This window comes from Spirulina sp. CCY15215, assembly GCF_016888125.1.
Lineage (GTDB): Bacteria > Cyanobacteriota > Cyanobacteriia > Cyanobacteriales > Spirulinaceae > CCY15215.
Genome location: NZ_JACSWA010000325.1, coordinates 1 through 23058, shown reverse-complemented (window position 1 = coordinate 23058; position 23058 = coordinate 1). Strand labels below are relative to the sequence as shown.

Here is a 23058-nt window from a genome sequence, read left to right as displayed (position 1 = left end):
AGCGCAAGATTAACATATAAATTGATTAAATCAGATCGTTGAATCAGACTGTGAGTGTTGGAGTCCCCAAGCCCTTTATTTTCTCTTTGGGTATTATGTCGGAAATTCCGTTCACCCTCGACCAACTTCGCATCCTCAAAGCCATCTCGACTGAGGGGAGTTTTAAGCGGGCTGCAGATAGTCTTTATGTCTCTCAACCTGCCGTTAGCTTACAAGTACAGAACCTGGAAAAGCAAATGGGGGTTCATCTCTTCGATCGCGGCGGACGCAAGGCACAATTGACAGAAGCGGGGCATCTTCTCCTCAATTATGGGGAAAAAATTCTCAGTTTGTGTCAAGAAACCTGTCGGGCGATCGAAGATTTGCAGAATTTGCAGGGGGGAACTCTGATCGTGGGGGCTTCCCAAACCACGGGAACTTATTTGCTTCCCCGCATGATCGGTCTATTTCGCCAACATTATCCCGATGTATCGGTGCAGTTGCAAGTTCACTCCACTCGTCGTACTTCTTGGAGTGTTTCTAATGGTCAGGTGGATCTGGCGATTATTGGCGGTGAAGTGCCTTCGGAGTTGCAAGAGATACTCGAAATTAAGTCTTATGCTCGGGATGAACTAGCTCTCATTTTACCTTTGTCCCATCCTTTTGCTAAATCGGGCATTATTCAGCGAGAAGACCTTTATAAACTTAATTTTATTGCCCTCGATTCTCAATCGACGATCCGCAAGGTGATCGATCGCGTTCTGACAACGGCGGAAATTGACCCCAAGCGGTTGAAAATTGAAATGGAACTCAATTCCATCGAAGCGATTAAAAATGCTGTTCAGTCGGGTTTAGGTGCTGCTTTTGTCTCTATTTCTGCGATCGAAAAAGAATTACGCATGAAAATCCTTCACCGCGTCAATATTGAAGGGGTGACGGTTAAACGCACTCTTTCTGTTATTATCAATCCCACGCGCTACCGTTCTAAAGCTGCTGAGGCTTTCATTCGGGAGATTTTACCTCAGTTTTCTACCCATAAGGATTTTGCTTTATTGGGGCGACAGCAGCAGGATAAAGCATCTAAAGCCAGTGAGAAAGCAGCGAAAGCGAGAGAAGAGGAAAATGCGTTAAATTCAGTGATATTGGAATCGACGGAAACTTGACGGAAACTTGACGGAAACTTAGGGATGGCGATCGAATTGATCTTGACACTCTTACTATTGGCGTAATTTTTTTAAAGAAACTTGTTTTAATCTAGAGTAAATTTCTCGCTTTTAATTGTAAATAACGTTCTACGATCGCATCGCTAATGCGATCGGCTGGTGCATCTAAGACTAAAACTCCTTGTTGTTTGAGTTTAGCAAATGCGGTTTCTCGTTGTGCTAATAAATCTAAAGCAACTGCGCGAGAATAGGCTTTTGTTATTTCTTGTTGCATTGATGAGGGTTGCGTGTCTTCCTCCTCATTGTGAGCAATGCGATCGCACTGAGGATCTCGCAGGGTAATGCAGAAGGGTAAATAGCGAGGAGTTAAGCGAGTGAGGGCAGCAAGTAGTTCTGAGGAAGCGGTACTATCGACAATATCTGTGAGAATTACAACTAAAGCGCGGCGGGTTTGTTGGTTGACAATGCGGGTGATAGTGCCAAAATAGTCGGGTTCGAGGAAGTTGGGCTGGATTGGAGTTAAGCGCTCGATTAAGCGAGAGAGTTGTTGTTGTCCGCCCTCGGGGGGAATCCAAGTCGTTATTTCCTTGTCAAATACTCCAATTCCCACGCGATCGCCTCGATGTAAACCCGCAACAGCTAAGGATAAAGCCGCATTTAAGCCCCAATCAAAACGCTGCATTCCCTGCACCTTAGCTGTCATTAAGCGCCCGCGATCGAGCAAAATAATTAGGGTTTGTTCCTTTTCTGGTTCTAAGACTCTCACTACAGGGCGCGATCGCCGTGCGGTGGCTTTCCAATCTATTAAGCGAGTATCATCTCCCACCCCATATTCCCGCAATTCGGCAAATTCTGTTCCCTGGCCAAAACGCCGCACTTGACGCAGTGTACCAGTATTTTGAATAGCAAGGCGAATGGAGAGGGTTCGCAAGCCAATCAGATCGGGATAAACTGAGACGGTTTGAGGATTGGGAATTTGCCAACTGTACCAACCCAGTCCCCATTTCCCCAATTGTCTCACATAGATATTTTCCCATTGAAATTCTCCCCGGCGATCGGGGCGAATGGTATAAATTAACTCTTGGGTATTATTTGCAGGGAGAATGAGGTCAAAGGTTGAGGTGGAAACGGTGAATTCTTGGGGATAGGAATCATGAATCAAAATACGGCACGATCGCGAACTTCCGTCTACTGTTAAAACAACGGGATTATCGCGACCAATGGACAGTTTGTGCAGGGGTTGACGCGAAACTTGTACTTTTTGCCGTTTTACCCATTGGGCATCTATAATGCCTAAAATAAGTAAAACTGCATCAAAAATAAGGGTAATGATAGCACTGGTTTGCGGGTCTAGGATAACGGCTGCGGCGATCGCGATCGCCATTCCCAAAAACAAGAGCAAATAAAGACGACGGGAAGGAATCATGCTTAATGATTAGTATTTCAATGATTAATGGCGATCGCGGCTCGATCGAGCTATCTTGATGAAGGATTAATAAGAAATATTATCGATCCCAGTATCGATCGCCATTCCATGTTAGCCGAGGGCGCGATCGCCGTTTCTGAAGATTGCGAAATATTGAATTTCTTTACAATTTATTAAACATTGAGTAAAGAATAAAATTCTCTTCTATGGGTGATCGTAGGAAAAATGAGGAAAAATGACAAAAAAACAGGCTTTGATGACTGAAAACAAGAATGTGAAGTATGTTAGCCTTGAAAATCCAAGAAGAGAGATAAGAGACAATCTCAATCAACTTGAATTATCCTATAGAGAGATTTTGATAAAGATGTTCTAGACTCGAGAACACTGATTGACGAGACGATTGCGAACAAAAAGTAACAGAGGTGGTCTTCTATGATTTCCCTAGGATACGCACAAACTCAATCTTTACCGAATCCCAGACCGGAAAATCCCTCTTTCTCTGCCTTACAGAGACAGGGGGTATTGATTGCCATTGATGCCCATGTAGCCCATGTAGATCGGTTAGTTGAGGGGGCGATCGCTGGTGCTGAGATTCTCATCCTTGATTCTCAACGAGACGGAATTGCTCAAATTACTAACGCTTTGCGATCGCGGCATCATGTTACTCAACTTCATATCATTTCCCACGGTGCTGCGGGTAGGCTCTATGTGGGCAATACTCAGTTAAGTCTAGAAAATTTAGCAGACTACGCCTCATCCTTGCAACAATGGCAGTCTATCACGAACACTCCCTCTCCTCTAGAGATTTTGCTCTACGGTTGTCAAATTGCTAAGGGAGTCCAAGGACGAGAATTTATTGAGCAGTTGAGTCGTTTAACGGGAGCTAATATTACTGCTTCAACAACATTAACCGGAAATGCAGCTTTACAGGGAAATTGGCAACTCGATTATAAAACCGGAAAAAATAACACTCCTCTCGCTTTAACTGCCGAGATAATGGCAGATTATCCAGATATTTTCATAGATGTAAACAATGTCGCAGAATTAATTACGGCTATTAATGATGCTAATAGCAATCCCGATCTGACGACCATTAATCTTGTCGGTACTACATTCAATATCGCGTCTCCTGATAGTAATAGGAATGACTTTGGTGCGACGGGACTGCCCATTATTACAACGGAAATTGTTATTAATGGGGGAGGGAAAACGATCGGGCGATCGGGTTCAGAAAATTTACGATTTTTTGTGGTAGATACAACGGGAAATTTAACCCTTAATAACCTGACACTGCAAAATGGACGAGTTACCAATACCAGTCAAAGTTTAGGGGATGATGGTGGAGCGATCTTAAATTTGGGTGGAACTGTTGCTATTAATGATTCTATAATAACGGGGAATTTTGCAGCCGATGATGGTGGGGCGATCGCGAATATTGGGGTTCGTGCTATTTCTGGGGATGATGGTATTGCCAGGCTGACTATTAACAATACAACTATTAGTAACAATAATGCTGTAGGAGATTCGGGGCTTAATGATGGAGGAGGAGGAATTGAAAATGATGGAAATATCAGGAGTGGTGGGGGTGGAGCAAATATAACAATTACGAACAGTTTTGTGACGGGAAATACTTCGACCAATGGAACTGGAGGAGGGATTCGTAATCGAGATGGTGGGATTTTATCAGTTACAGATACGTTTGTTGAAAATAATATTACCAATAATTCTCATCCCTTTGGTAAAGATATTTTTATGGGGAATGAGCAACCAAATCCACTGCTAAATGAAGCAGGTACAACAAATACATTGGTGAGAGGAAGTGCGCATAGTCTTGGTATGGCAACTAATGCGGATTTTGATTTTGATTCCGATATGTCGTTTGTAGATGGAGGTTTCATTTTTTCCCCTGATGGAGGTTCACCTAATTTTATCCCTCCTGCACCCATACCTCTGAATTTCACAAGAACGAGTATTACTCCTCTAAATAATATCATTATTAAGACAACAAATATTCCTGGATTAACGGGGCTTTTTCCTTCGTTACTTGAATTTACTCAAGATAACAAGACACCGGAAATGCTTCTGGATAATACTCTGAAAAAAACAATTGATTTAGGGGTTTTTAACTTAGGAAGCGGTACTTTTGCAACAACATTCAAGTTGGCTAATATTGGCGCTAGTGCATCGCAAAATTTACAATTAAAGGATTTTAATATTGCCCCTCTATTTACAGTAACACCTTCTTCTCTTTCCACAGATACGATCTCTCTAGATTTCGGAACATCAACGACATTTGATATTAAGTTCGATCCTGCTACATCGGGAACCCAGAGTGGAACAATTGGTTTTAACATCTTGAAAGTCAATACAAATGTAGTTACTCCTTTTGAATTTGTTATCAATACGACGGTGGTTGATCCAACACCAACACCAACACCAACACCAACACCCGTTTCAACAAATAATCTTAATGTTGATAGTGGAAATATTTTTACAGTTGGTAGCAATGGTGGCTCTAATTTAAAAGTAACTTTGACAGAAGCAGATATAAATAGTATTTCCAATCTAAAACTCCTTCGACTGAGTGATAGCAATCAAACCATTAGTACCTTTAATTTATTTTCTGCTCTTCCCGATGGTTTTCATCCCGGTGGGTTTAGTGTTGCATTGCAAACAAGTATTTCGGGAACATTCCAAGCTGGCGATCGCTTTGCGATCGAATTGGAAAACTTTGAGGGGGGAACTACAGGTTTTAGTCCTCAACAATTAAGCGTCAGGGATGAGAGAAATGGACTATTTGAATTAGGCTTTGCTAATGGTCTGACTGTGGAAATTCAACAAACTACAGCTAACATTCCTCTAGGAGTAGGAACGCAACAAACTCCCGATTTGGAAGTTCTCGATCTCCTCAGTGTAGGGGGAATAATACAAGCAAATTTCAAGATTTTTCGGGAAGCAAGATTTAGTAATGTTGTAGGATTATACAAAATTGATGATACTAACGGAACTGTTGGCGGTATTGCTCCTGGACAATCTGGTTATGCTAAGGCGGCTATTGAAAATCGGGTAAGGGGTGTTAATTTGAGCGTTTCCAACCAACAACAATCGAGTGCAAATGCAGCCTTAAATGGTGGAAGTCTCTATGCTCCCTTTATTATTGTTGATGCAACCCCAGAACAATTTCTCCTCGAGAATTCTCAGAATTCCTCGAATGGAGTGCAGGCTTATTTTCTCTTTGGTGCAGCTAATTCTGACCGTTTCGATCATATCTTACTTTTAGGTAATAATACATTTGGCTTTGAAGATTTACCTAACGGGGGCGATCGCGACTACAATGACCTTATTTTCAGTGTTGATTTAGTTGCTTGATTTAGAGTAAATTTCTCGTTAGAATATTCTTGGCCAGAAATCTGCTACAACGATCTTATTTTTACGGTCGATTTAACGGTATAATATTAAACCCGATCGCCAATGGCTAAAAAGATAAAAAAATGGAACTGACAGAACTCAAACGGGAAATCGAAATATTATCAAGTCGCCTGGGGAAAACCCAGGAGTATCTTTGACCTACCTGCCCTCAAAGCGAAGATTCACGATTTAGAGCAACTCGCTTCTCAGCCAGATTTTTGGGACGATCGCCCCCAAGCTGAGAAAACCCTACAACAATTAAATGACTTAAAATCTAGTCTCGATCGCTATCTAAACTGGCAAAACTCTTGGGAAGATGCAGGGGCGATCGCGGAACTTCTGGAACTCGATGAAGATGAAGGATTATTACAAGAAGCCGCTCAAAATGTCACAGAACTTAATCGAGAACTAGATCGCTGGGAATTACAACAGTTACTTTCGGGAGAATATGACACCGAGGGAGCCATTTTGACCATTAACGCGGGAGCAGGTGGTACAGATGCTCAAGATTGGGCAGAAATGCTCTTGCGAATGTACGAGCGTTGGAGTGAAAAACAGGGCTATAAAGTGAGTGTGAGGGAACTTTCCAAAGGGGATGAGGCGGGCATTAAGTCCGTAACTCTGGAAATTGAAGGGCGTTATGCTTATGGTTACTTAAAAGCGGAGAAAGGCACCCATCGTTTAGTTCGCATTTCGCCGTTTAATGCCAATGGTAAGCGCCAAACCAGCTTTGCAGGAATTGAAGTGATGCCGACATTAGATGAGTCGGCGATCTCTTTAGAAATACCGGAGAAAGATTTGGATATTTCCACCTCTCGTGCGGGAGGAAAAGGCGGACAAAATGTGAACAAAGTAGAAACAGCAGTGAGAATTGTGCATTTACCCACAGGGCTTGCTGTGCGCTGTACTGAAGAGCGATCGCAGTTGCAAAATAAAGAGCGAGCAATGACACTACTCAAAGCTAAGTTATTAATTGTAGCACAAGAACAACGCGCCAGCGAAATCGCGGAAATTCGCGGTGATATTGTTGATGCAGCTTGGGGAAATCAAATTCGCAACTATGTTTTTCATCCTTACCAAATGGTCAAAGATTTGCGAACGGGAGAGGAAACAACGGCGATTTCTAATGTTATGGATGGCGCGATCGATCCTTTTATCGAAGCATATTTACGTCAAGAAAATCAGTTAGTTTAATATAATTTAATATAATTTTTTAAGTGAATTGTGCCATTAACCAACGGGCGATCGCACCGTCATCTTCAACTTGGGAACGTCTCAAGGCTTCTTCAAGAAGATCGATCTCCAGTTGGGGCAAAACTTGGGAAGTCCGAATTTGAGAACTACCGCGATCGCGAACTGAGAAGGCAAGAATTTGGCTTTCTCGGACATTAACTACCCAATATTCTTGAATGCCTAAGTTTTCGTACATAAGTCGTTTTTGTCCAACATCATCGAGAAAGGAAGAAGAACCGATTTCAATCACCAGGTGGGGAGGAGGAACGAGATCGAGATCGATGGGGGAATTATTGCGGGGTGGAAAATCGAAACGATCGCCAATATAAAAACTAATATCGGGTTGACTTTCTCGAATTCCCGTTTTTCGCAGACTACAGTTGGTGAGTTCTTTAATGCGGATATTGTTAAGCGCAGCATATAAAATCACAGCAGTAGAAACAAGGGAATTATCCTGACTATGTGCTGAACCAATGGGTGCCATTTCAATTCTCATCCAACCGTTATAGTAATAAAATTTGCCTTTCTTGTATTCGGGGCGATCGCCCAGAGTCAAAAAGTTTTCCCAATTCGCTTCGATCCAAGTATTGACAGGAACAGAGGGGATCGCAAGGGCAGTTCGATCTAGAGAGTTCATGGCTGCTATTAAGAAATATAAGATTTTACCTGTTCTAATAGTATAACTTGCTCCAATGACGCATCAAAAACTTGCCATTGCATCTCGCCAAAATCTTTAGATTCTTGTTTTTGACGAATAGCAACCGTTGCATCAGAAACATCCTGAGTGCGTTCTGCAATACGCTGATAAGCAATCTCAGAAGGAACATCTAGCCAAATACCATAAAAGGAAATATTGCAGGTTTTAGCGACAATTTCAACCTCTTGGCGAAGGTTAGGATCGGCAAAAACACAATCCACAATAACCGTTATTCCTGCTTGTAAAGCCGTTCGCGCGATCGCAAACAATTTGTGATAAATAATTTCACTCACTTCCTTACTATAGCAACTCTCGGGCAAGCGATCGCCCAAAGGAATATTAAAATGAAGTTTTCGTATCACATCACTTCTGAGAATTAAAGCACCTGGACAACGATCGAGTTGGGGGGCGATCGCCTTGGCAAGGGTTGATTTTCCCGTTCCTGATAGTCCCCCAATAGCAACACATTTGGGGGTTCTCGGGGCAAGATAAGCAAGGGCTTTTTCGAGATATGCTGCGGCTTCCTGCAAGAAAATTGGGCGTTTAGCGCGATCGTGCAAACCTGCGGCGATCGCAACACTCACATGAGCGCGAACGGCGGCGCGAGTAGCTAAAAATAAGGGCAGTAAAGCAACTCCTGCATAGTCATTTTCCTGCCAGCTATAATAATTAAAAATGGTATTGGCATAAGTTGAAAAATTGCGAAAATCTAAATCCATTAATAAAAAGGCTAAATCGTAAAGTACATCAATAATTGAGAATAATTCATTAAATTCAATGGCATCAAAAAAGATAGGTTCACCTCGATACAAACAGATATTATGAAGGTGTAGATCGCCGTGACAGTGCTTAATATAACCTTCTTTTTGGCGGCGATCGAGGAGTTGGCGATATTGTTCGACGAGGGTAAGAGAGCGATCGGTTAACTGTTGGGTGCGATCGCGGGGTAGAATAGTTTTATGGGTGGCAAATTGTTCATCATTGCCCATAATAATTTTAATCAGACTCTCTGCTCCAAAATGGCGATCGCTAGGTTTTGCTTTTTGATGAAAGTCAACAATTTTAATAGCCAGCGTATCGATAATTTCTGGGGTTAATTCTCCTCGTGCTGCAACCAAATCTAGCACATTTTCTGGATCAAAACGATTCATTTCTACCAACCATTCTATCGCCTCTCCTTGTCCTTGAAAAGCCAGAGTATTATCGTCTTCTTGGGTAACAGGAAGCACCTGCAAGTAAATTTCAGCAGCCGTCCTTTGATTCAAAAATATTTCGCGATCGCACATCAATTTACGCTGGGATAAAGTCGAATAATCCATGTAAGGAAAATAGACCGACTTTTTTAGTTTATACGCCTTCGTATCGGTTAAAAAAACGATCGCACCGTGGGTTTCTATTTGTTGAACTTGTGCTGTAGGTTCGGGGTAGTTTTTGGCCTCAGAGAGAAAAGCAATAATGCGAGATTGATCTTCGATAATGCTCATAGATAAAACTTGGGCTAAAATTCAGCAAAATGTAGGAATCCGTTGGGATGGGATTGGAGTCTTGAATAGAGAACACAAGCTCATTTATCTTGGAGGGTCAACTCATGAAGTATATCACACCTTTATTTTGGTCATTCCTTGCTGTTATTGCTTTAATTGAATTCTCCACTCCTCTCGGAATGGATGCGATCGCCCCAGATTCAATGCCAGATTTAATGGTAATTTCCCGCACAGATATGACAATTTTAAAATAGTCTACCGCATTATTCAGATCGCTACAATCTAGCTGTTGAAGAACTTCGGTAAAATTGTCTCTTGACCAATTAACAAGGGTTAAAAGCGGTTCGATTAAACTTTCACTAATAGCTGTGAGAATATAAAGGATGTAGAGAAGTTGCTTTTAAACATAGCTTAGTTAAATTTAGTCTTAGCAAGTGAGTGTTTTCTAGCCAATTTTATTGGGCAGATTCGTGAAATCTCCGCACAAAATTTGGTAAGATGGTTTTATCATGGCCTATTGTCTAAAAAAGATATCGATTAAAGGTTTCCTCATTATGTACCATCAAATTGGACTTTGGGATAAACAGCCAAGTAGCAATTATCTCTTTCCCAAAAACTATTTACAAAAGAAAGTAGTTATTGACATTGATGGACAAGTTATCTTGTATCCCAATTTTTTTAGCATCGAAGAAAGCGATCGCTTTTTTTCAGATTTATACGATTGCATTAAGTGGAAGCAAGATACAATCAAAATTTTTGGTAAAAAGATGTTTTTACCTAGGCTTACAGCGTGGTATGGAGATGAAGGACAATCATATACCTATTCTGGCATAGAACAGCATCCAGACCCGTGGATTCCTCAACTTAAATCAATAAAATCAAAGGTTGAAGATATATCAGAAGTGAATTTTAATAGTGTTCTATTGAATCTTTATCGGACTGGTAAAGATAGTGTTTCATGGCATAGCGATGATGAGCCAGAATTAGGAACAAATCCAATTATAGCCTCAGTTAGCTTTGGTGCAACTCGCCGCTTTTCCTTAAAACATAAAATTTCAAAAGATCGCAAAGTGCATATCGATTTGGAAAGTGGTAGCTTGCTATTAATGAAAGGAGAAACTCAGCACTGCTGGCAACATCAAATTCCTAAGACATCTAAATCTGTTAAACCTAGAATTAACTTAACATTTAGAGTAATTAAATAAACATTTAAAAATAATGAAAGACCCGTATCCATATATTTTGCAAGGACTCGAAGAATCACCAGACTTTTATGATTCTAATGTTCATCAGACGTTTGCAGACTACCTTATTTCGTTACAGGAATCAGCAAGAAATTTATGGTCTTCGTATCGGTCAATCATGGTAAATGTTGATTATTCCGATCCTAAAATTCAAGCAGTGTATTTAGTTCGCTATTACCCTCACTATGTCCAAATGACTCTTGAAGTTTTACGATTATCTCCAGAAATATTTACTTTTGGACAAGAAATAAACGCTTGCTTTTTTGGTGCTGGCCCTTGTCCGGAAGTGGCTGGTTTAGCTCAATTTTTGATAGAACATTCTCAAAAGACTCAATCTATTATCGCTCATGTTTATGATGTTGACTATGAATTATGGAAACCCGGTCGAAAAATTACTCAAAACTTTGTTTTGCCTGGCTTGTGGAATAATAATATTGATTGGGATGGTAAAAAACTAGATTTAGAATCGGCTAATAGCTTTGAATCAATTAAAGATATTATTAGTAACAGTAATCTTTTTGTATTTCAAAATTGTCTTAACGAAATATGGAATAGATCAATAGTTAAAAATAATATTGAGATTTTACTCGAGTATGCACCTATAAATAGTTTTATTATCATTGTAGACCTTTCCGGGTATTATGTCAATCAAAAAATGATGGAAGATATTGTGGAAATTATTGAGGAAAGAAATAAGACAAGAAATGATTATAAAATCGTAGGAAAAAGTAAAGAATTAAATGTTATCTCTTCATTGCAATCACCAGATATAGTTAAGAAATATTTATTAACTGGTGAAGACAAGTTAATCGCTAAAAAGCGAATTAATTTTCTTTTTTTGACTCTTCGTAAGGGTGAATATATTAGTGATGATTTGTTAGATGATATAGGTTAAGTCAGATTTATTCAATTCCACTATAGAGAAATTTTCCACTCAATTATCAATGCGCGATCGCATTTCTCGCCCCAGACCAGCGATCGCAAATTGTCGAGAGGGCGTACAATAGCCGAGAAGTGGTTTATTGAGGCGTGACGAGGAATGGATCGGCAATTGTGGAAACTCCTATTACTAAAGAATCCGGCGGTTTTGGGTATGGCTTTGACTCTCGCATCAACGTCAGCCGCGATCGCGATCGAACCGGAAATTACTCAGGATGCGGACAAATTCAGTGTTGAATTGTACGATGAAATCTTAAAAAATAACGAAAAAACAATTCTCGCGCAGGAATATTCCGCGATCGCCAAACCTCCCAAATCAATTCAGTCAGAAGTCTTGACAAATGAGCTTTTTTCTGAAAGCGATCGCGACGAAGAAATAGAGGTAACTAGATTAGAAATAGATGAGTTTATCCCCCAGCAAAATATTGATAATTTAGATGAACTCAGCATTAACGATGAAGACGATCGCCCCCTTAAAAGCGAGAGACAAATCTCAGAAGAAGTTGCAGAGATAGAGAGTATTGAAACCAGAGAAACTTGGCCAGAGTTTTTGACAGAAGCAGATTTAAAAGGCGATCGCAGCACTGCAAACATGAGCAATGAAGTCATTGAAAATAAAGCCAGTCTTCTCGATCGCATCAACCAATATAGCAGCGAAGCCATAGGACAAAATAGTTTTGAAACCTCGCAATTTCGCGATGTTTCTCCTGGAGATTGGGCATTTCAAGCCTTAGAAGATTTGGTGCGGCGTTATGATTGTCTCAAAGGCTATCCTAACGGCACCTATAGAGGCGATCGCGCCTTAACCCGTTACGAATTTGCGGCGGGTTTAAACGCCTGCATCCAACAAGTGGAACGCCTGATCGCCGCGTCTACGGCGGATTTCGTCAGTCGCCAAGACTTAGAAGCAATGCAGCGTCTCGTGCAAGAATTTGAAACAGAATTGGCAACTCTCGGCACCCAGGTAGATAATTTAGAAAGTCGGGTATCTTTCCTCGAAAACCAGCAATTTTCCACCACCACGAAACTATCAGGAGAAGTTATTTTTGGCTTAACCGATAACTTTGACGGCGGTAGTTCTGTCACCAATAATGTTTTAACTGTAGTCAGCGAGGCGGCATTTGGCAACCTTGCCCGTTTGGAGTTAAATACCAGCTTTACTGGGCGCGATCGCCTTGTCACGCGGTTGCGGGCGGGAAATATGCAGGCTTATCGAAGCGGTGCCTTAAGTTTCCTCAACAATACCAGTTCTTTTGCCGCCACTCAAACCTTTAACGTCCCCGACAGCGAGTCGAGTAATGATGTTATTGTTGATTGGTTGGGATACTATTTCCCCTCGGGCAATTCTCAGGCTTATGTGGCTGCAACTGGGGGAAAATGGAGCGATATCGCCCCCACCTTAAATCCCTATTTTGAGGACTTTGACGGGGGAAACGGTTCCCTCTCCACATTCGGCCAGCGCAACCCGATTTTCCGCATTGGCGGGGGGTCTGGTGCCGCAATTAGTTTGGGCTTTACCCCCACGGAAAAACTACTCGGACCGAGTACGATAACTTTAGGTTATTTTGCCGGAAGTAACGCTGCAACACCGGGGGCAGGTTCCGGATTATTCAATGGCGACTATGCTGCAATGGGACATTTGAATGTGAATATGAGCGATCGCCTTGCCCTGGGTGTTACTTATGTTCATGGTTATCATGCCAGTGGTAGCCCCATCTATGCAGAAGGGCGATCGCGCACTAATGGACTGAGTGGGTTAGTAGGAAGTTATCCCGCTAATAATCCTTGGGTATTTTTGGATAATAGCGATGGGGGAATTCCGATGGTGACGAATTCCTACGGAGGGGAAGTATCTCTGCGTATCACTGATGGCTTAATTGTCAATGGGGCGATGACCTATACCAATGCTATTCTATTAGAACGCGGTAATGCAGATATCTGGTCTTATTCCCTGGGCATTGCCTTACCAGGTTTCTTCAAAGAGGGAGACGTATGGGCATTATATGCAGGAATGCAGCCGACAATGAAGGGAATTCGAGGAAGCGGTTTAGATCGCGGTATTGGTCGCACAGATCCGATCTGGCATTTGGAAGGATTCTATCGCTTTCCCATCACTGATAATATTTCTATTACTCCCGGTGCCGTTGTGGTATTTAATCCCAATCAGAATTTTAGCGATCACGATGATGTTATTGGCACAGTTCGTTTTACCTTCTCTTTTTAGGGAAAAAAGAAAGCTATCTCAAGGATGTTCGAGATTTTATAGCAAAGACCGATCTCTTATCTCAAGAAATCAAAATGATGATCTCGAAACAGTGGAGATATTCTGGGAAATTAATTCCGGCTAGTCTTAAAAAGACTGGAAAAACCGAGTTTGCTGATTAATTGTACAATATCCTTTTTGCATTTTGCGATCGCACTTCCCAAATTTCTTTCTTAAACAATGCGATCGCACCTTCAAACAAATTCTGAAAGAGAATAACTCTGAGGAAGATGAACAATGCGATCGCGATATTCGTCTCTAAACGATGCAAAAGCAAGGAAAATGAGTTCATCAATATTTTGACCAATTGTTAATTTTGGATTCAAGATAAAAATTCCCGGAATGTGACGATTGCGATCGAGGTGTTCGGCTAAATGAACAGGCATTGAAGTGCGATTATTCGTGACCAGAATAAAGTTATATTCTTCACACCAAAGCAATATTTCAGGATCGAGAGTTCCTTTTGGAGGTGCAGGCAATTCACCAATTTCCCAAACCATTAGATCGGGGTGTCGCCGTCGCAACTGCGCTGTATAAATTGGGTTCATATTCTCATCTAGCAGATAACTTAGCATTATTTTCTTTTGTCTTTGCTTCTTGTTCTGCTCTCAATTTCCGCAAGCGTAGCATCGTTGGTGTAGGATTAAGTTCTTGTGCTTTACGTTCTTGGTGTCCCCATTCCAACCAATCGGCAATATATTTGCCTACGGTTTCTTTATTTTGAAAATAATAAAGTATTGTCGCATAAACTTGCTCTAAAGTAATCGTAGAAAAGCAATTCACGATTTCTTCAGGAGTCCGACTGCGATAGATATACTCATAGAGAATGTTTTCAATTCCCACTCTCGTCCCTTTGAGACGAATATCATCGGGACGTTGAAAATCAAAATAGCCTTCTAGCTGCATTGTCCTTACTCCAGCGATCGCCTTCCTTCTACTATAACAAAATCGTGCCAAGCGATCGCGCTTCCCAAACTGCTTTCTTAAAAAATGCGATCGCCTAGCCAATATGCTATAATCAAAAGTCTATATTTATTTTAAAATAAAAACTATGAACGTATCACTTAAACCCAAACATCAAAAATTCATTCAAGAACAGATAGAAAGCGGTCGATTTTCCAATGCCGATGCTGTGATTGAAACGGCCTTTGAACTACTCGAAAAACTGAATGAAGAATATGTTCAATGGGTTAAAGAAACGCGGCAAAAAGTAGAGGAAGCGGAGAAAGAACTCGATCGCGGAGAGGGTTTAGATGGAGAAACTGTTGTCAATCAAATTCTCGAACGATTTCAAAAAGAACGCCAAGAGAAAACATGAGACAGTATATCATCTCACCCTCAGCAACTCGCGATCTTAATGAAATTGCAGATTATTTCTTGGAACATAATATATATTATTTTATATCGAGTTATAAACGGTCGTCGAGATTTAGAATCTTTGTTTGCTGATTAATTGTACAATATCCTTTTCTTGTTCTGCTCTCAATTTCCGCAAGCGTAGCATCGTCGGTGTAGGATTAAGTTCTTGTGCTTTACGTTCTTGGTATCCCCATTCCAACCAATCGGCTATCTCAAGAAATCAAAATGATGATCTCGAAACAGTGGAGATATTCTGGGAAATTAATTCCGGCTAGTCTTAAAAGAGTTGAAAATTATCCATATTACCGTCAACCTATTGAGAATCTTTTTAAGAGTCAATCAAGTATATCCCATCTCAATCAAAACAATAGAAAAGAAGTAAAAAATAGCTTCTATCAAAACCCAGAATTGATTTCTCACGTCTTAGTAAATTTTGCTAAACATATTCAAATTTTAGAGGGAGAATCATTATCTCAGCTTCCTTCTCTAGATATTGCTAAATACAGTTTAGAAATGGCTTGCAATCTATCTCCTGACCTAATAGAACCTTATCTTGAATTAGGCTATTTTGAATACGCTGTTTGCGATCGCGCCCGAGAAGCACTGGAATATTTTAATATTGCATCAGAAAAAATTGCTCAACACCCAATCGACAAATATAGAAGGGAATTAAAGCAAATTTTAATCGGTAAAATTAAATGCTATATCGATCTAAATAACTACGATCGCGCCCGAGAAGAATTAGAAAAAGCTCAAACGCTTTGTCCAGATGATAGTCAATTGGAAATCCTAGAATATGAGTTAGAAGAATATGAATATGATTCATGAAAAACGAGTGCATCTCAAAGTTGCAAATTTACAACATTGCTCCGAATAATTAGAACTAGAGGGATAATTTTAACTCAAACGATCGCCTAACCAGTAAATGAAAGGAGCAAGAGCGATCGCCGGTAGAAAGGAAGCAATGCGAATGCGAGTGACTTCTAAAAGGTTTAAACCTAAGCCAAGAATCGTTAAACCCCCCACTCCGGTGACAAGGAAAATGCGGGGATCGGTTTGAGGATCGGGGATGAAATTAGCCAAACTTCCGGCTGCGAGGGAAATACTGCCTTGATAAAGGAGTATGCTAAGAGTAGAGAAACCAACCCCGATGCCATAACTACTGGTCAAAGCAATAGAGGCGATCGCATCCATGACGGCTTTGAGGATGAGGAGGGTATTATCTCCAGTTAAACCATTATTGAGGCTACCGAGGACCGCAAGAGAGCCAACACAGAAGAGTAAGCTACTGGCGACGAAACCTTCCGTAAAGCGACCTTTACTGCGAAATCTCCTTTGCAACCAGTCTCCGATCGCAGCGAGGCGATCTTCGATTTGCAGGGCTTCTCCGAGAATCCCCCCAATAGTGAGAGCTAGTAAACCAAGAATAATACCATCAATTTTACCCCCTTGTGCTTGATTGAGACTGTCGGCCATGGTTACACCGATCCAAATCGTGAGGATTCCGAGAGCTTGTGTGAGAATTTGCTGCATTTTTTGGGGTAGGCGGTTTTGCAGCAATAGCCCGAGGAGAGTCCCGACAAGAATAGCAATAATGTTAATCCATGTCCCACTTGTGCGCGTCCAGAAGTCTAAATTCATTGGATGGGGGAGGAGAAAGTTAAAACACCATTTTTACAGTCCGCGATCGCAGTGTCCCCCTCCCCAAAGGCATTTTCTAAAATTTTCGTCGCCATTGGGTTTTCTAACTCCCTTTGAATGGCACGTTTTAAAGGTCGCGCCCCATAGACAGGATCGTAGCCTACTTCGACCAAATAATCTCGCGCCGCATCGGTTAATTCTAAAGTAATTTGTTGTTCCTCCATTAATGTTTGTAAACGTCGCAATTGAATATCGACAATTTGCCGTAATTCTTCTCGTTTCAGAGGTGTAAACACAATAGTTTCATCAATACGATTGAGAAATTCTGGGCGAAAATGATTGCTTAATGCCTCTAAAACTAAATCTGTCACGGAAACAGTTTCTTTCGGTTCTTGCAACATTTGTAAGGCTTCGCGAATTCCTATGGCGATCGCCTCTTTTAACTCTCTTGGCGGCGGTTCTACAATATTCTCTGCTTGGGAAACCGCCTGTTTTAACCAATCAATTTCCGTTTCTTGGAAGGTTTCCCGAATTAATAAACGAAAATCAGATAGGGAAATATCCGGCGATCGCACTTTAATCAAATTATTCCATAAATCCTCAATCCAATCGGTTTTTTCCTCTTGTAAGGCGATCGCAATTCTTTCACTAATACGCTGTTGCAAACGTGCCTCAATACCCTTTATTGGCTTCGGTTTGGCTTTTCCTTTTAACTCTTCCAGGAGATAATTACTGCCGATATTACTGGTCATCACAATCACTGTATTGCGAAAATCCACCAAGCGCCCCTGAGAGTCCGTCACCCGCCCATCATCTAAGATTTGCAACAAAATATTAAAAATATCCCGGTGTGCCTTCTCCACCTCATCCAATAAAACCACAGAATAGGGACGACGGCGCACGGCTTCCGTTAGTTGTCCCCCTTCCTCATAGCCAATATATCCCGGAGGAGCCCCCACCAAACGGGAAACCGTGTGTTTCTCCATGTATTCCGACATATCGAGACGCACCATTGCTTCCTCACTATCAAAGAGACATTGTGCCAAAGTTCTTGCTAATTCCGTTTTCCCCACTCCTGTAGGTCCGAGGAACATAAACGAGCCGATGGGACGATTGGGATCTTTCATCCCCGCCCGAGCGCGACGAATAGCCGCCGATACCGCCGAAACTGCTTGATCTTGCCCGATCACCTTCTCGTGTAAATAGCCTTCCAGTTGCAGTAATTTTTGCCGTTCCGACTCCAAAAGACGATTAACGGGGATCCCCGTCCACCGCGCCACTACTTCGGCGATATCCCCTTCTGTCACCTCCTCTCGCAATAATGCTTCTCCTTGGGACTGTCTGACCAAAAATGCCGCCTCTTTTACCTCCCGATCGCCCTGTAATTGTTCTCGTTCGTATTTCAACTGATAGGCGCGGTTTTGGTCGAGGTCCCGCAGGGCGCGATCGATTTGTATCCTTAATTTATCTTCTCGTTCTTTGAGAGCATTAATATCCTCTAACATTTGTTTCTCTGCATTCCACTGGGAGGATAATCCTGTTTGTTTTTGCTCCAGTTCTTGAATTTCTTGGATAATGCGATCGATGCGATCCTGAGAAACACTGCTACTACCGCGCTCATTTTCTCCCTCAATAGAGAGTTTTTCCATTTGTAACTGCATCAAGCGGCGATCGATCGCTTCTAATTCGAGAGGTTTGGAAGTAATTTCCATTTTTAGCCTGGCCGCCGCTTCGTCTACCAAGTCGATCGCCTTATCAGGAAGGAAGCGATCGCTAATATAACGGTTGGATAGGGTCGCGGCGGCAACCAAGGCAGAATCGGTAATTTTAACCCCGTGGTGAACCTCGTAGCGTTCTTTTAGACCCCGCAAAATAGAGATAGTATCTTCAACCCCAGGTTGACGCACATATACTTGCTGAAAGCGTCGCTCGAGGGCAGGGTCTTTTTCGATATGGTTGCGATACTCATCCAGAGAGGTTGCACCGATGCAACGCAATTCCCCTCGTGCCAACATGGGTTTAAGCAGATTCCCTGCATCCATCGAACCTTGGTTTGAACCGGCACCGACCACAGTATGTAACTCATCGATAAACAGGATCGTATGTCCGTCAGAATGGGTAATTTCGTGCAGCACCGATCGCAGGCGATTTTCAAATTCCCCCCGATATTTGGCTCCCGCGACTAAACTCCCCATATCCAGGGAAAAAAGTTGGCGGTTGTGCAAAGATTCCGGTACATCACCATTAACAATACGCTGTGCCAGTCCTTCGGCGATCGCAGTTTTTCCCACCCCTGGTTCCCCAATTAAAACCGGGTTATTTTTAGAACGACGAGAAAGCACTTGAATCAAACTGCGAATTTCTTCATCCCGTCCAATCACGGGATCCAGTTTTCCAGCCCTCGCCAAATCCGTCAAATCAATGCCATATTTGCTTAAAGACTCATATTGTTCCTCCGAGTCCGGTTGCAGGCTCTTTTGCGTCCCCCGCACGGCTTTAATGGTGATTTCTAGGTCTTGGGGATCGAGGTTAAAACTGCGAAATAACTTGCGCCCTACCCTAGCATCTTCTGCAAAACCGATCAGCAAATGTTCCACCGAGATAAACTTATCCTCCCAACTGCTGCGGACTGCTTCCGCGCGATCGAGCATGACATCAAGAGTGCGCCCGAGGTAAAGTTGGTCAATGCGAGGATTTTTGGGTTGATTTTGGGTAAATGCTTCCAGTTGTTCGCGAAATTGAGGAATGGCGATCGCCGCTTTATCGAGAATACGCAAGGCCAACCCCTCATTGCGATCGAGCAACGAGAGGATAACGTGTTCCACCTCTAAATATTGATTGCCATAACGACGGGCAACTTCTTGGGATTTCACGATCGCATCCCATGCTTGTTCGGTAAATTTATCGGGGTCGGTTGGTTGCATTTGCTCCAGGGTGGCAATAGTCGTATTCCAATTTTATCCTATGGGGAGCAGTCATCAGTCATCCATTAACCGTTATGGTAATGAGTAGCGATCGAGAACTTCAGGATGAAAAATGATTGACTTACGGTTCTCTTGCTTCCTAATTTTGTCAGAAGCATTGTACAATATTGATTGTGTAATATCTCAATCATATCGCTCTCAATTAGACGGAGAGGTTGAGAGTAACCGTATAGCCACACTAATAAATAATAGAGATTAATTTATCAAAATCACGATATTCAAAGTGAAATCTGGAACTTTTTTTCTTTGAATATTTTCCATAAAGTGTGTAGTAAATATATTTTTCGTCATAACTGAAAAAACATCCTGTAATTGGATCGCAACGACCTTTTAACAAGAAAGTACATTTATGTACGGCATATTTGCCATACTTTTTGATCAAATAGACAAAACTATCTACATCATTATTTCTTGCCTTTTCAAATTCTGAAAGGTCACTATTTACTCTATCTAAAACTTCTTGAAGTATATCTGGCACATCTTCTATTAATTTTAAATGAATGCTTGAGAAATCAGAATTTTGTTCAGATTTTTTCAGTAAAATTAAATCATTACCATTAAATAAAATTCCTATTGGCGAACGTTGCTCATTAAGATATCGTAATATTTGTTTTTCGTGAAATTGTAAATTTTCTCCTTCTCGTTTGACTTCAACAATTGCTATAGGAGGTTGGGAAGGTCTAAAATCTTCCAATTCAAAATTTTTATATATAGCAATATCCAGATTATTATACTCAACTTTTAAATTTATTTTATCTGGAAATAATCCACTATGATTAATCAAAAAATAAAGAAAAATTTGACGAATTTTTTCCTCTGGCTTGTTGGAGATTAATATCTCTATATTTCTACACAAGCATTTTGTATATTGCGTATAATTTTTTTCATATATATTTAATTTTTGAAAAATTTCTTCGCATAATCGATTCACCGCTTTTTTAAACCTCACCAAAAAACTTTAATACTTTACTAATTAGAGATGCCCAATATTTTCCAGTCTCCTCTTTGAGGAATGAATTAAGATTGGGATCTAATTCTAGCTCGTATCTGAATGTTTGAAGAACATTATCTGTATAAGTTTCTCCTTTATCTCGATCTTTTCTGCCTTTTTCACTCACTAAAGCCATCCAAAAGTCGGGATTACCCTTCAGCTTTTCTTTAAGAAATTTTTCAACGTTCCGTCCGACTTCCTCTATAAAGTCATCATAGAAAGTGTCAAGTTGAATGATAAGCTCGGGTATAAATGTTTCTAGGGCTTTATTGGTAATCCTTAGATTATCCAAAATACCTTCTAAATCTTTCTTGACATCTTTCGTAAATTTCTTGAGCATCTTATCTTTACTCGTTCCTTCTGCAACGACTCTCGCATCATAGTATATACTCATATTGTTAAAAAATCCCTGATAACGGTGAAACGCGTGTTTTGTGTTCCAAGCTCGATGTTGAGCGTGATAGTAAGAGATAAAGTTATCAATAAAATCATCATATACGAAACTGGGAATCCGATTTCCCAAATCACGCATATCTTTAATTTTTTGGATTGCATCTTTAATAACTTCAATCTCTTCCTTGGTTAAAGTTTCACCTTCTCTGATTTTTTGAAAGCTATTCGTAATAGCTTCAATCTCATCTTGCAGAATTTTTTTTCTGTGTTCTATTACAGAGTTGACAGCTTGAATACAGCTACTGCGATCTTGTTGAACATCTTCTTTCGTAAAAAGTTCCTTCAATTTTGTAATTTCAGAGTCGTAATAGCGTAAAGCATCATAAAAGATAATATTGTTTGGAAAAAATTCTAAGTTTAGATTCTGGAAGGCATTTTGAATATCTTCTCGCTTTATGTCAGTACCGAGTTCCCACGTACCATCTCCATCATTAACTTTTTCTGGTTCGGTTTTATGAGTTATTACAAAAGTCACAAATCTGTGGTGAAAGTCTCTAGATTTTGAAGATAGATAGTATTTCATCAGTTCTCGAATATTCGTTTCTGGAGCATCTTTGAAATTAGTTGAAAATAAACAGATTACATCTTGACTTTCTATATATTCCTGTAAATCCTTACGAATTGGATTCTCATCAATACCTTTTGTATCAACTACTGCCTGAAACTGAAGGAGATTAGACTCAGATAAAATTTTGTCACTAACATAGATATAAATCTTTTCAGGAATTGCAAATTCTTTCAATTCTACACTATTAAGTAATGCAAATGTGCGTTTAAGCCAACTACGCTCATCTTCATCAGGTTCACACTCGACTTTTTTTAAAATTCTGCTTTCAAGATTAGCATTACGAAGTGCAATATCCTTGAGTCCATCTATTCCAGACTTTTTAAATTCTTCTTGTGCCTTATCAATTCGTTGAGTTTGTTTTTTATTACTTCCAGTTACAGTTTTGGAAATCTTTTTTAAATCGATAACATTTCTTATAGCAGTTTCAATTTCTTTGGAAATCATTGCTTTCTCTTCTCCCTGCCCGTTTGCAAAAGATTCACAGAAATCAACAATCATATCTTCCATCTGTTTATGGCTATATGGTTCAATTTCTATATAAGTTTTTAAAGCAGTCTGAATTATAACCTCACAAATAGTTGTCCTTCCCGATCCAGTAGCAAGTAATTCTTGGACTTCCGTAACATTCCTTGTTTTACCAACAATGGTTTTGGAAACCGTAAAATTACCAATTAAGTTAAATAAATGACAAATCGCTGTTGTTTTTCCTTCTCCAATAGTTCCTATAAAGACTAATTTATACTTTTCTATACTTAGAATTTTTTCTATTTCTTCTAGACGATTTAATTTAGATTTCAAGTTGTTTATACATATATGACTGGGTATTGTTCTTTCTAGAATTTTTTCCCTTTTGTTAATTTCACGTGTTAGCTCTTGTTTCAATTCTTCAGCCTGTTCTTGCCATTTTACAGATGACATTTCTGTTTCTCCCTAATAATTTTTAACCTCGGATACTCAAAATGACCATCCTAAATGCCTTATGCTACCTCTAATTTCATATTTTGTCAAGTGATACCTAACAATACTCTGGACAAAACTTTAGCGCTAAGTATAAATACTGATAGATTTTGATGTTTTTTAGAGAATTTGCGATCGCCAATCGCTGTGAAAACAGACTACATTTTGAAGTATCGCGAACATTTAGAAAAAGAACTTGAAAAACAACGTGCCGATCGCGCCGAATTTGACTTACAAAAAATGAGAGATCGCCTTTTACAATTGGGGAT

The 23058-nt window shown here is 40.5% G+C and carries 19 protein-coding genes; 10 read left to right on the top strand and 9 right to left on the bottom strand.

All coding sequences use genetic code 11. The features are described from left to right. Positions 1-95: 95 nt before the first annotated feature. Entirely contained in the window at positions 96-1142 is a 1047-nt protein-coding gene (locus JUI58_RS06140; RefSeq protein WP_204102891.1) for a LysR family transcriptional regulator, read from the top strand. Between the two features lie 91 nt (positions 1143-1233). Here the strand turns inward: JUI58_RS06140 and JUI58_RS06135 are convergent, their stop codons facing one another. Next, entirely contained in the window at positions 1234-2568 is a 1335-nt protein-coding gene (locus JUI58_RS06135; RefSeq protein WP_204102873.1) for a DUF58 domain-containing protein, read from the bottom strand. A gap of 27 nt (positions 2569-2595) precedes the next feature. On the opposite strand from JUI58_RS06135, the gene JUI58_RS06130 reads away from it, so the two are divergent. The 3 genes from JUI58_RS06130 to prfB all read left to right on the top strand — a co-directional run bounded on the left by JUI58_RS06130 (position 2596) and on the right by prfB (position 7170). After that, positions 2596-2745, top strand: coding sequence for a hypothetical protein (locus tag JUI58_RS06130; protein WP_204102872.1), 150 nt, complete (start codon positions 2596-2598; stop codon positions 2743-2745). Positions 2746-3000: 255 nt separating this feature from the next. Further along, positions 3001-5937, top strand: a complete 2937-nt coding sequence (locus tag JUI58_RS06125) for a DUF4347 domain-containing protein (RefSeq protein WP_204102871.1) — start codon at positions 3001-3003, stop codon at positions 5935-5937. 122 nt (positions 5938-6059) lie between these two features. Next, positions 6060-7170, top strand: a protein-coding gene (gene prfB / locus JUI58_RS06120; RefSeq protein ID WP_348539845.1) for a peptide chain release factor 2 whose coding sequence is annotated in 2 segments (ribosomal slippage) — positions 6060-6131 and positions 6133-7170 — 1110 coding nt in all. Because the reading frame shifts where the segments join, the coding sequence is not laid out codon by codon here. Positions 7171-7189: 19 nt separating this feature from the next. Here the strand turns inward: prfB and JUI58_RS06115 are convergent. Beyond that, a complete protein-coding gene (locus tag JUI58_RS06115) occupies positions 7190-7846 on the bottom strand; it encodes a Uma2 family endonuclease (protein WP_204102870.1) in 657 nt (218 codons plus the stop codon). Between the two features lie 8 nt (positions 7847-7854). Then, complete coding sequence (locus JUI58_RS06110; protein ID WP_204102869.1) at positions 7855-9390, bottom strand: bifunctional aminoglycoside phosphotransferase/ATP-binding protein; 1536 nt, start codon at positions 9388-9390, stop codon at positions 7855-7857. Between the two features lie 104 nt (positions 9391-9494). Here JUI58_RS06110 and JUI58_RS06105 point away from each other — a divergent pair, with 104 nt between their 5' ends. From JUI58_RS06105 to JUI58_RS06090, 4 genes are all read left to right on the top strand, one after another. Beyond that, positions 9495-9644, top strand: a complete 150-nt coding sequence (locus tag JUI58_RS06105) for a hypothetical protein (protein ID WP_204102868.1) — start codon at positions 9495-9497, stop codon at positions 9642-9644. Positions 9645-9944: 300 nt separating this feature from the next. Beyond that, on the top strand, positions 9945-10595 hold the full coding sequence (locus JUI58_RS06100) for an alpha-ketoglutarate-dependent dioxygenase AlkB (protein WP_204102867.1): 651 nt from the start codon (positions 9945-9947) through the stop codon (positions 10593-10595). Positions 10596-10608: 13 nt separating this feature from the next. Further along, a complete protein-coding gene (locus JUI58_RS06095; RefSeq protein ID WP_204102866.1) occupies positions 10609-11529 on the top strand; it encodes a hypothetical protein in 921 nt (306 codons plus the stop codon). Positions 11530-11673: 144 nt separating this feature from the next. Further along, entirely contained in the window at positions 11674-13797 is a 2124-nt protein-coding gene (locus tag JUI58_RS06090) for an iron uptake porin (protein WP_204102865.1), read from the top strand. A 233-nt stretch (positions 13798-14030) separates the two neighbouring features. Here JUI58_RS06090 and JUI58_RS06085 read toward each other — a convergent pair whose 3' ends face one another. After that, on the bottom strand, positions 14031-14414 hold the full coding sequence (locus tag JUI58_RS06085) for a DUF5615 family PIN-like protein (RefSeq protein WP_348539846.1): 384 nt from the start codon (positions 14412-14414) through the stop codon (positions 14031-14033). After that, a complete protein-coding gene (locus tag JUI58_RS06080; RefSeq protein ID WP_204102863.1) occupies positions 14389-14742 on the bottom strand; it encodes a DUF433 domain-containing protein in 354 nt (117 codons plus the stop codon). Before JUI58_RS06080 ends, JUI58_RS06085 begins: the two co-directional genes overlap by 26 nt. A 145-nt stretch (positions 14743-14887) precedes the next feature. Between JUI58_RS06080 and JUI58_RS06075 the strand changes: the two genes are divergently transcribed. Beyond that, positions 14888-15154 (top strand): type II toxin-antitoxin system ParD family antitoxin, encoded by a 267-nt coding sequence (locus JUI58_RS06075; protein ID WP_204102862.1) that lies wholly within the window; start codon positions 14888-14890, stop codon positions 15152-15154. A 266-nt stretch (positions 15155-15420) separates the two neighbouring features. Beyond that, positions 15421-16023 carry a hypothetical protein gene (locus JUI58_RS06070; RefSeq protein ID WP_204102861.1) on the top strand — a complete coding sequence of 201 codons (603 nt, stop codon included), beginning with the start codon at positions 15421-15423 and terminating at the stop codon, positions 16021-16023. Positions 16024-16092: 69 nt separating this feature from the next. On the opposite strand, the gene JUI58_RS06065 is transcribed toward JUI58_RS06070, so the two are convergent. The 4 genes from JUI58_RS06065 to JUI58_RS06050 form a co-directional block, all read right to left on the bottom strand. Next, positions 16093-16836 (bottom strand): DUF554 domain-containing protein, encoded by a 744-nt coding sequence (locus tag JUI58_RS06065; protein ID WP_204102860.1) that lies wholly within the window; start codon positions 16834-16836, stop codon positions 16093-16095. Beyond that, entirely contained in the window at positions 16833-19760 is a 2928-nt protein-coding gene (locus JUI58_RS06060) for an AAA family ATPase (protein WP_275414316.1), read from the bottom strand. Before JUI58_RS06060 ends, JUI58_RS06065 begins: the two co-directional genes overlap by 4 nt. A gap of 238 nt (positions 19761-19998) precedes the next feature. After that, positions 19999-20769, bottom strand: a complete 771-nt coding sequence (locus tag JUI58_RS06055) for a type I restriction enzyme HsdR N-terminal domain-containing protein (RefSeq protein WP_204102859.1) — start codon at positions 20767-20769, stop codon at positions 19999-20001. Continuing rightward, a complete protein-coding gene (locus JUI58_RS06050; protein WP_204102858.1) occupies positions 20759-22750 on the bottom strand; it encodes a hypothetical protein in 1992 nt (663 codons plus the stop codon). The genes JUI58_RS06055 and JUI58_RS06050 overlap by 11 nt, the downstream gene beginning before the upstream one ends. Positions 22751-23058: the final 308 nt, after the last annotated feature.

Bases quoted from the DNA above. Each gene is read 5' to 3' on its own strand.
- JUI58_RS06140 (WP_204102891.1), top strand. From the start codon at position 96: ATGTCGGAAATTCCGTTCACCCTCGACCAACTTCGCATCCTCAAAGCC.
- JUI58_RS06135 (WP_204102873.1), bottom strand. From the start codon at position 2,568: ATGATTCCTTCCCGTCGTCTTTATTTGCTCTTGTTTTTGGGAATGGCG.
- JUI58_RS06130 (WP_204102872.1), top strand. From the start codon at position 2,596: ATGGCGATCGCGGCTCGATCGAGCTATCTTGATGAAGGATTAATAAGA.
- JUI58_RS06125 (WP_204102871.1), top strand. From the start codon at position 3,001: ATGATTTCCCTAGGATACGCACAAACTCAATCTTTACCGAATCCCAGA.
- JUI58_RS06115 (WP_204102870.1), bottom strand. From the start codon at position 7,846: ATGAACTCTCTAGATCGAACTGCCCTTGCGATCCCCTCTGTTCCTGTC.
- JUI58_RS06110 (WP_204102869.1), bottom strand. From the start codon at position 9,390: ATGAGCATTATCGAAGATCAATCTCGCATTATTGCTTTTCTCTCTGAG.
- JUI58_RS06105 (WP_204102868.1), top strand. From the start codon at position 9,495: ATGAAGTATATCACACCTTTATTTTGGTCATTCCTTGCTGTTATTGCT.
- JUI58_RS06100 (WP_204102867.1), top strand. From the start codon at position 9,945: ATGTACCATCAAATTGGACTTTGGGATAAACAGCCAAGTAGCAATTAT.
- JUI58_RS06095 (WP_204102866.1), top strand. From the start codon at position 10,609: ATGAAAGACCCGTATCCATATATTTTGCAAGGACTCGAAGAATCACCA.
- JUI58_RS06090 (WP_204102865.1), top strand. From the start codon at position 11,674: ATGGATCGGCAATTGTGGAAACTCCTATTACTAAAGAATCCGGCGGTT.
- JUI58_RS06080 (WP_204102863.1), bottom strand. From the start codon at position 14,742: ATGCAGCTAGAAGGCTATTTTGATTTTCAACGTCCCGATGATATTCGT.
- JUI58_RS06075 (WP_204102862.1), top strand. From the start codon at position 14,888: ATGAACGTATCACTTAAACCCAAACATCAAAAATTCATTCAAGAACAG.
- JUI58_RS06070 (WP_204102861.1), top strand. From the start codon at position 15,421: ATGATGATCTCGAAACAGTGGAGATATTCTGGGAAATTAATTCCGGCT.
- JUI58_RS06065 (WP_204102860.1), bottom strand. From the start codon at position 16,836: ATGAATTTAGACTTCTGGACGCGCACAAGTGGGACATGGATTAACATT.
- JUI58_RS06060 (WP_275414316.1), bottom strand. From the start codon at position 19,760: ATGCAACCAACCGACCCCGATAAATTTACCGAACAAGCATGGGATGCG.
- JUI58_RS06050 (WP_204102858.1), bottom strand. From the start codon at position 22,750: ATGTCATCTGTAAAATGGCAAGAACAGGCTGAAGAATTGAAACAAGAG.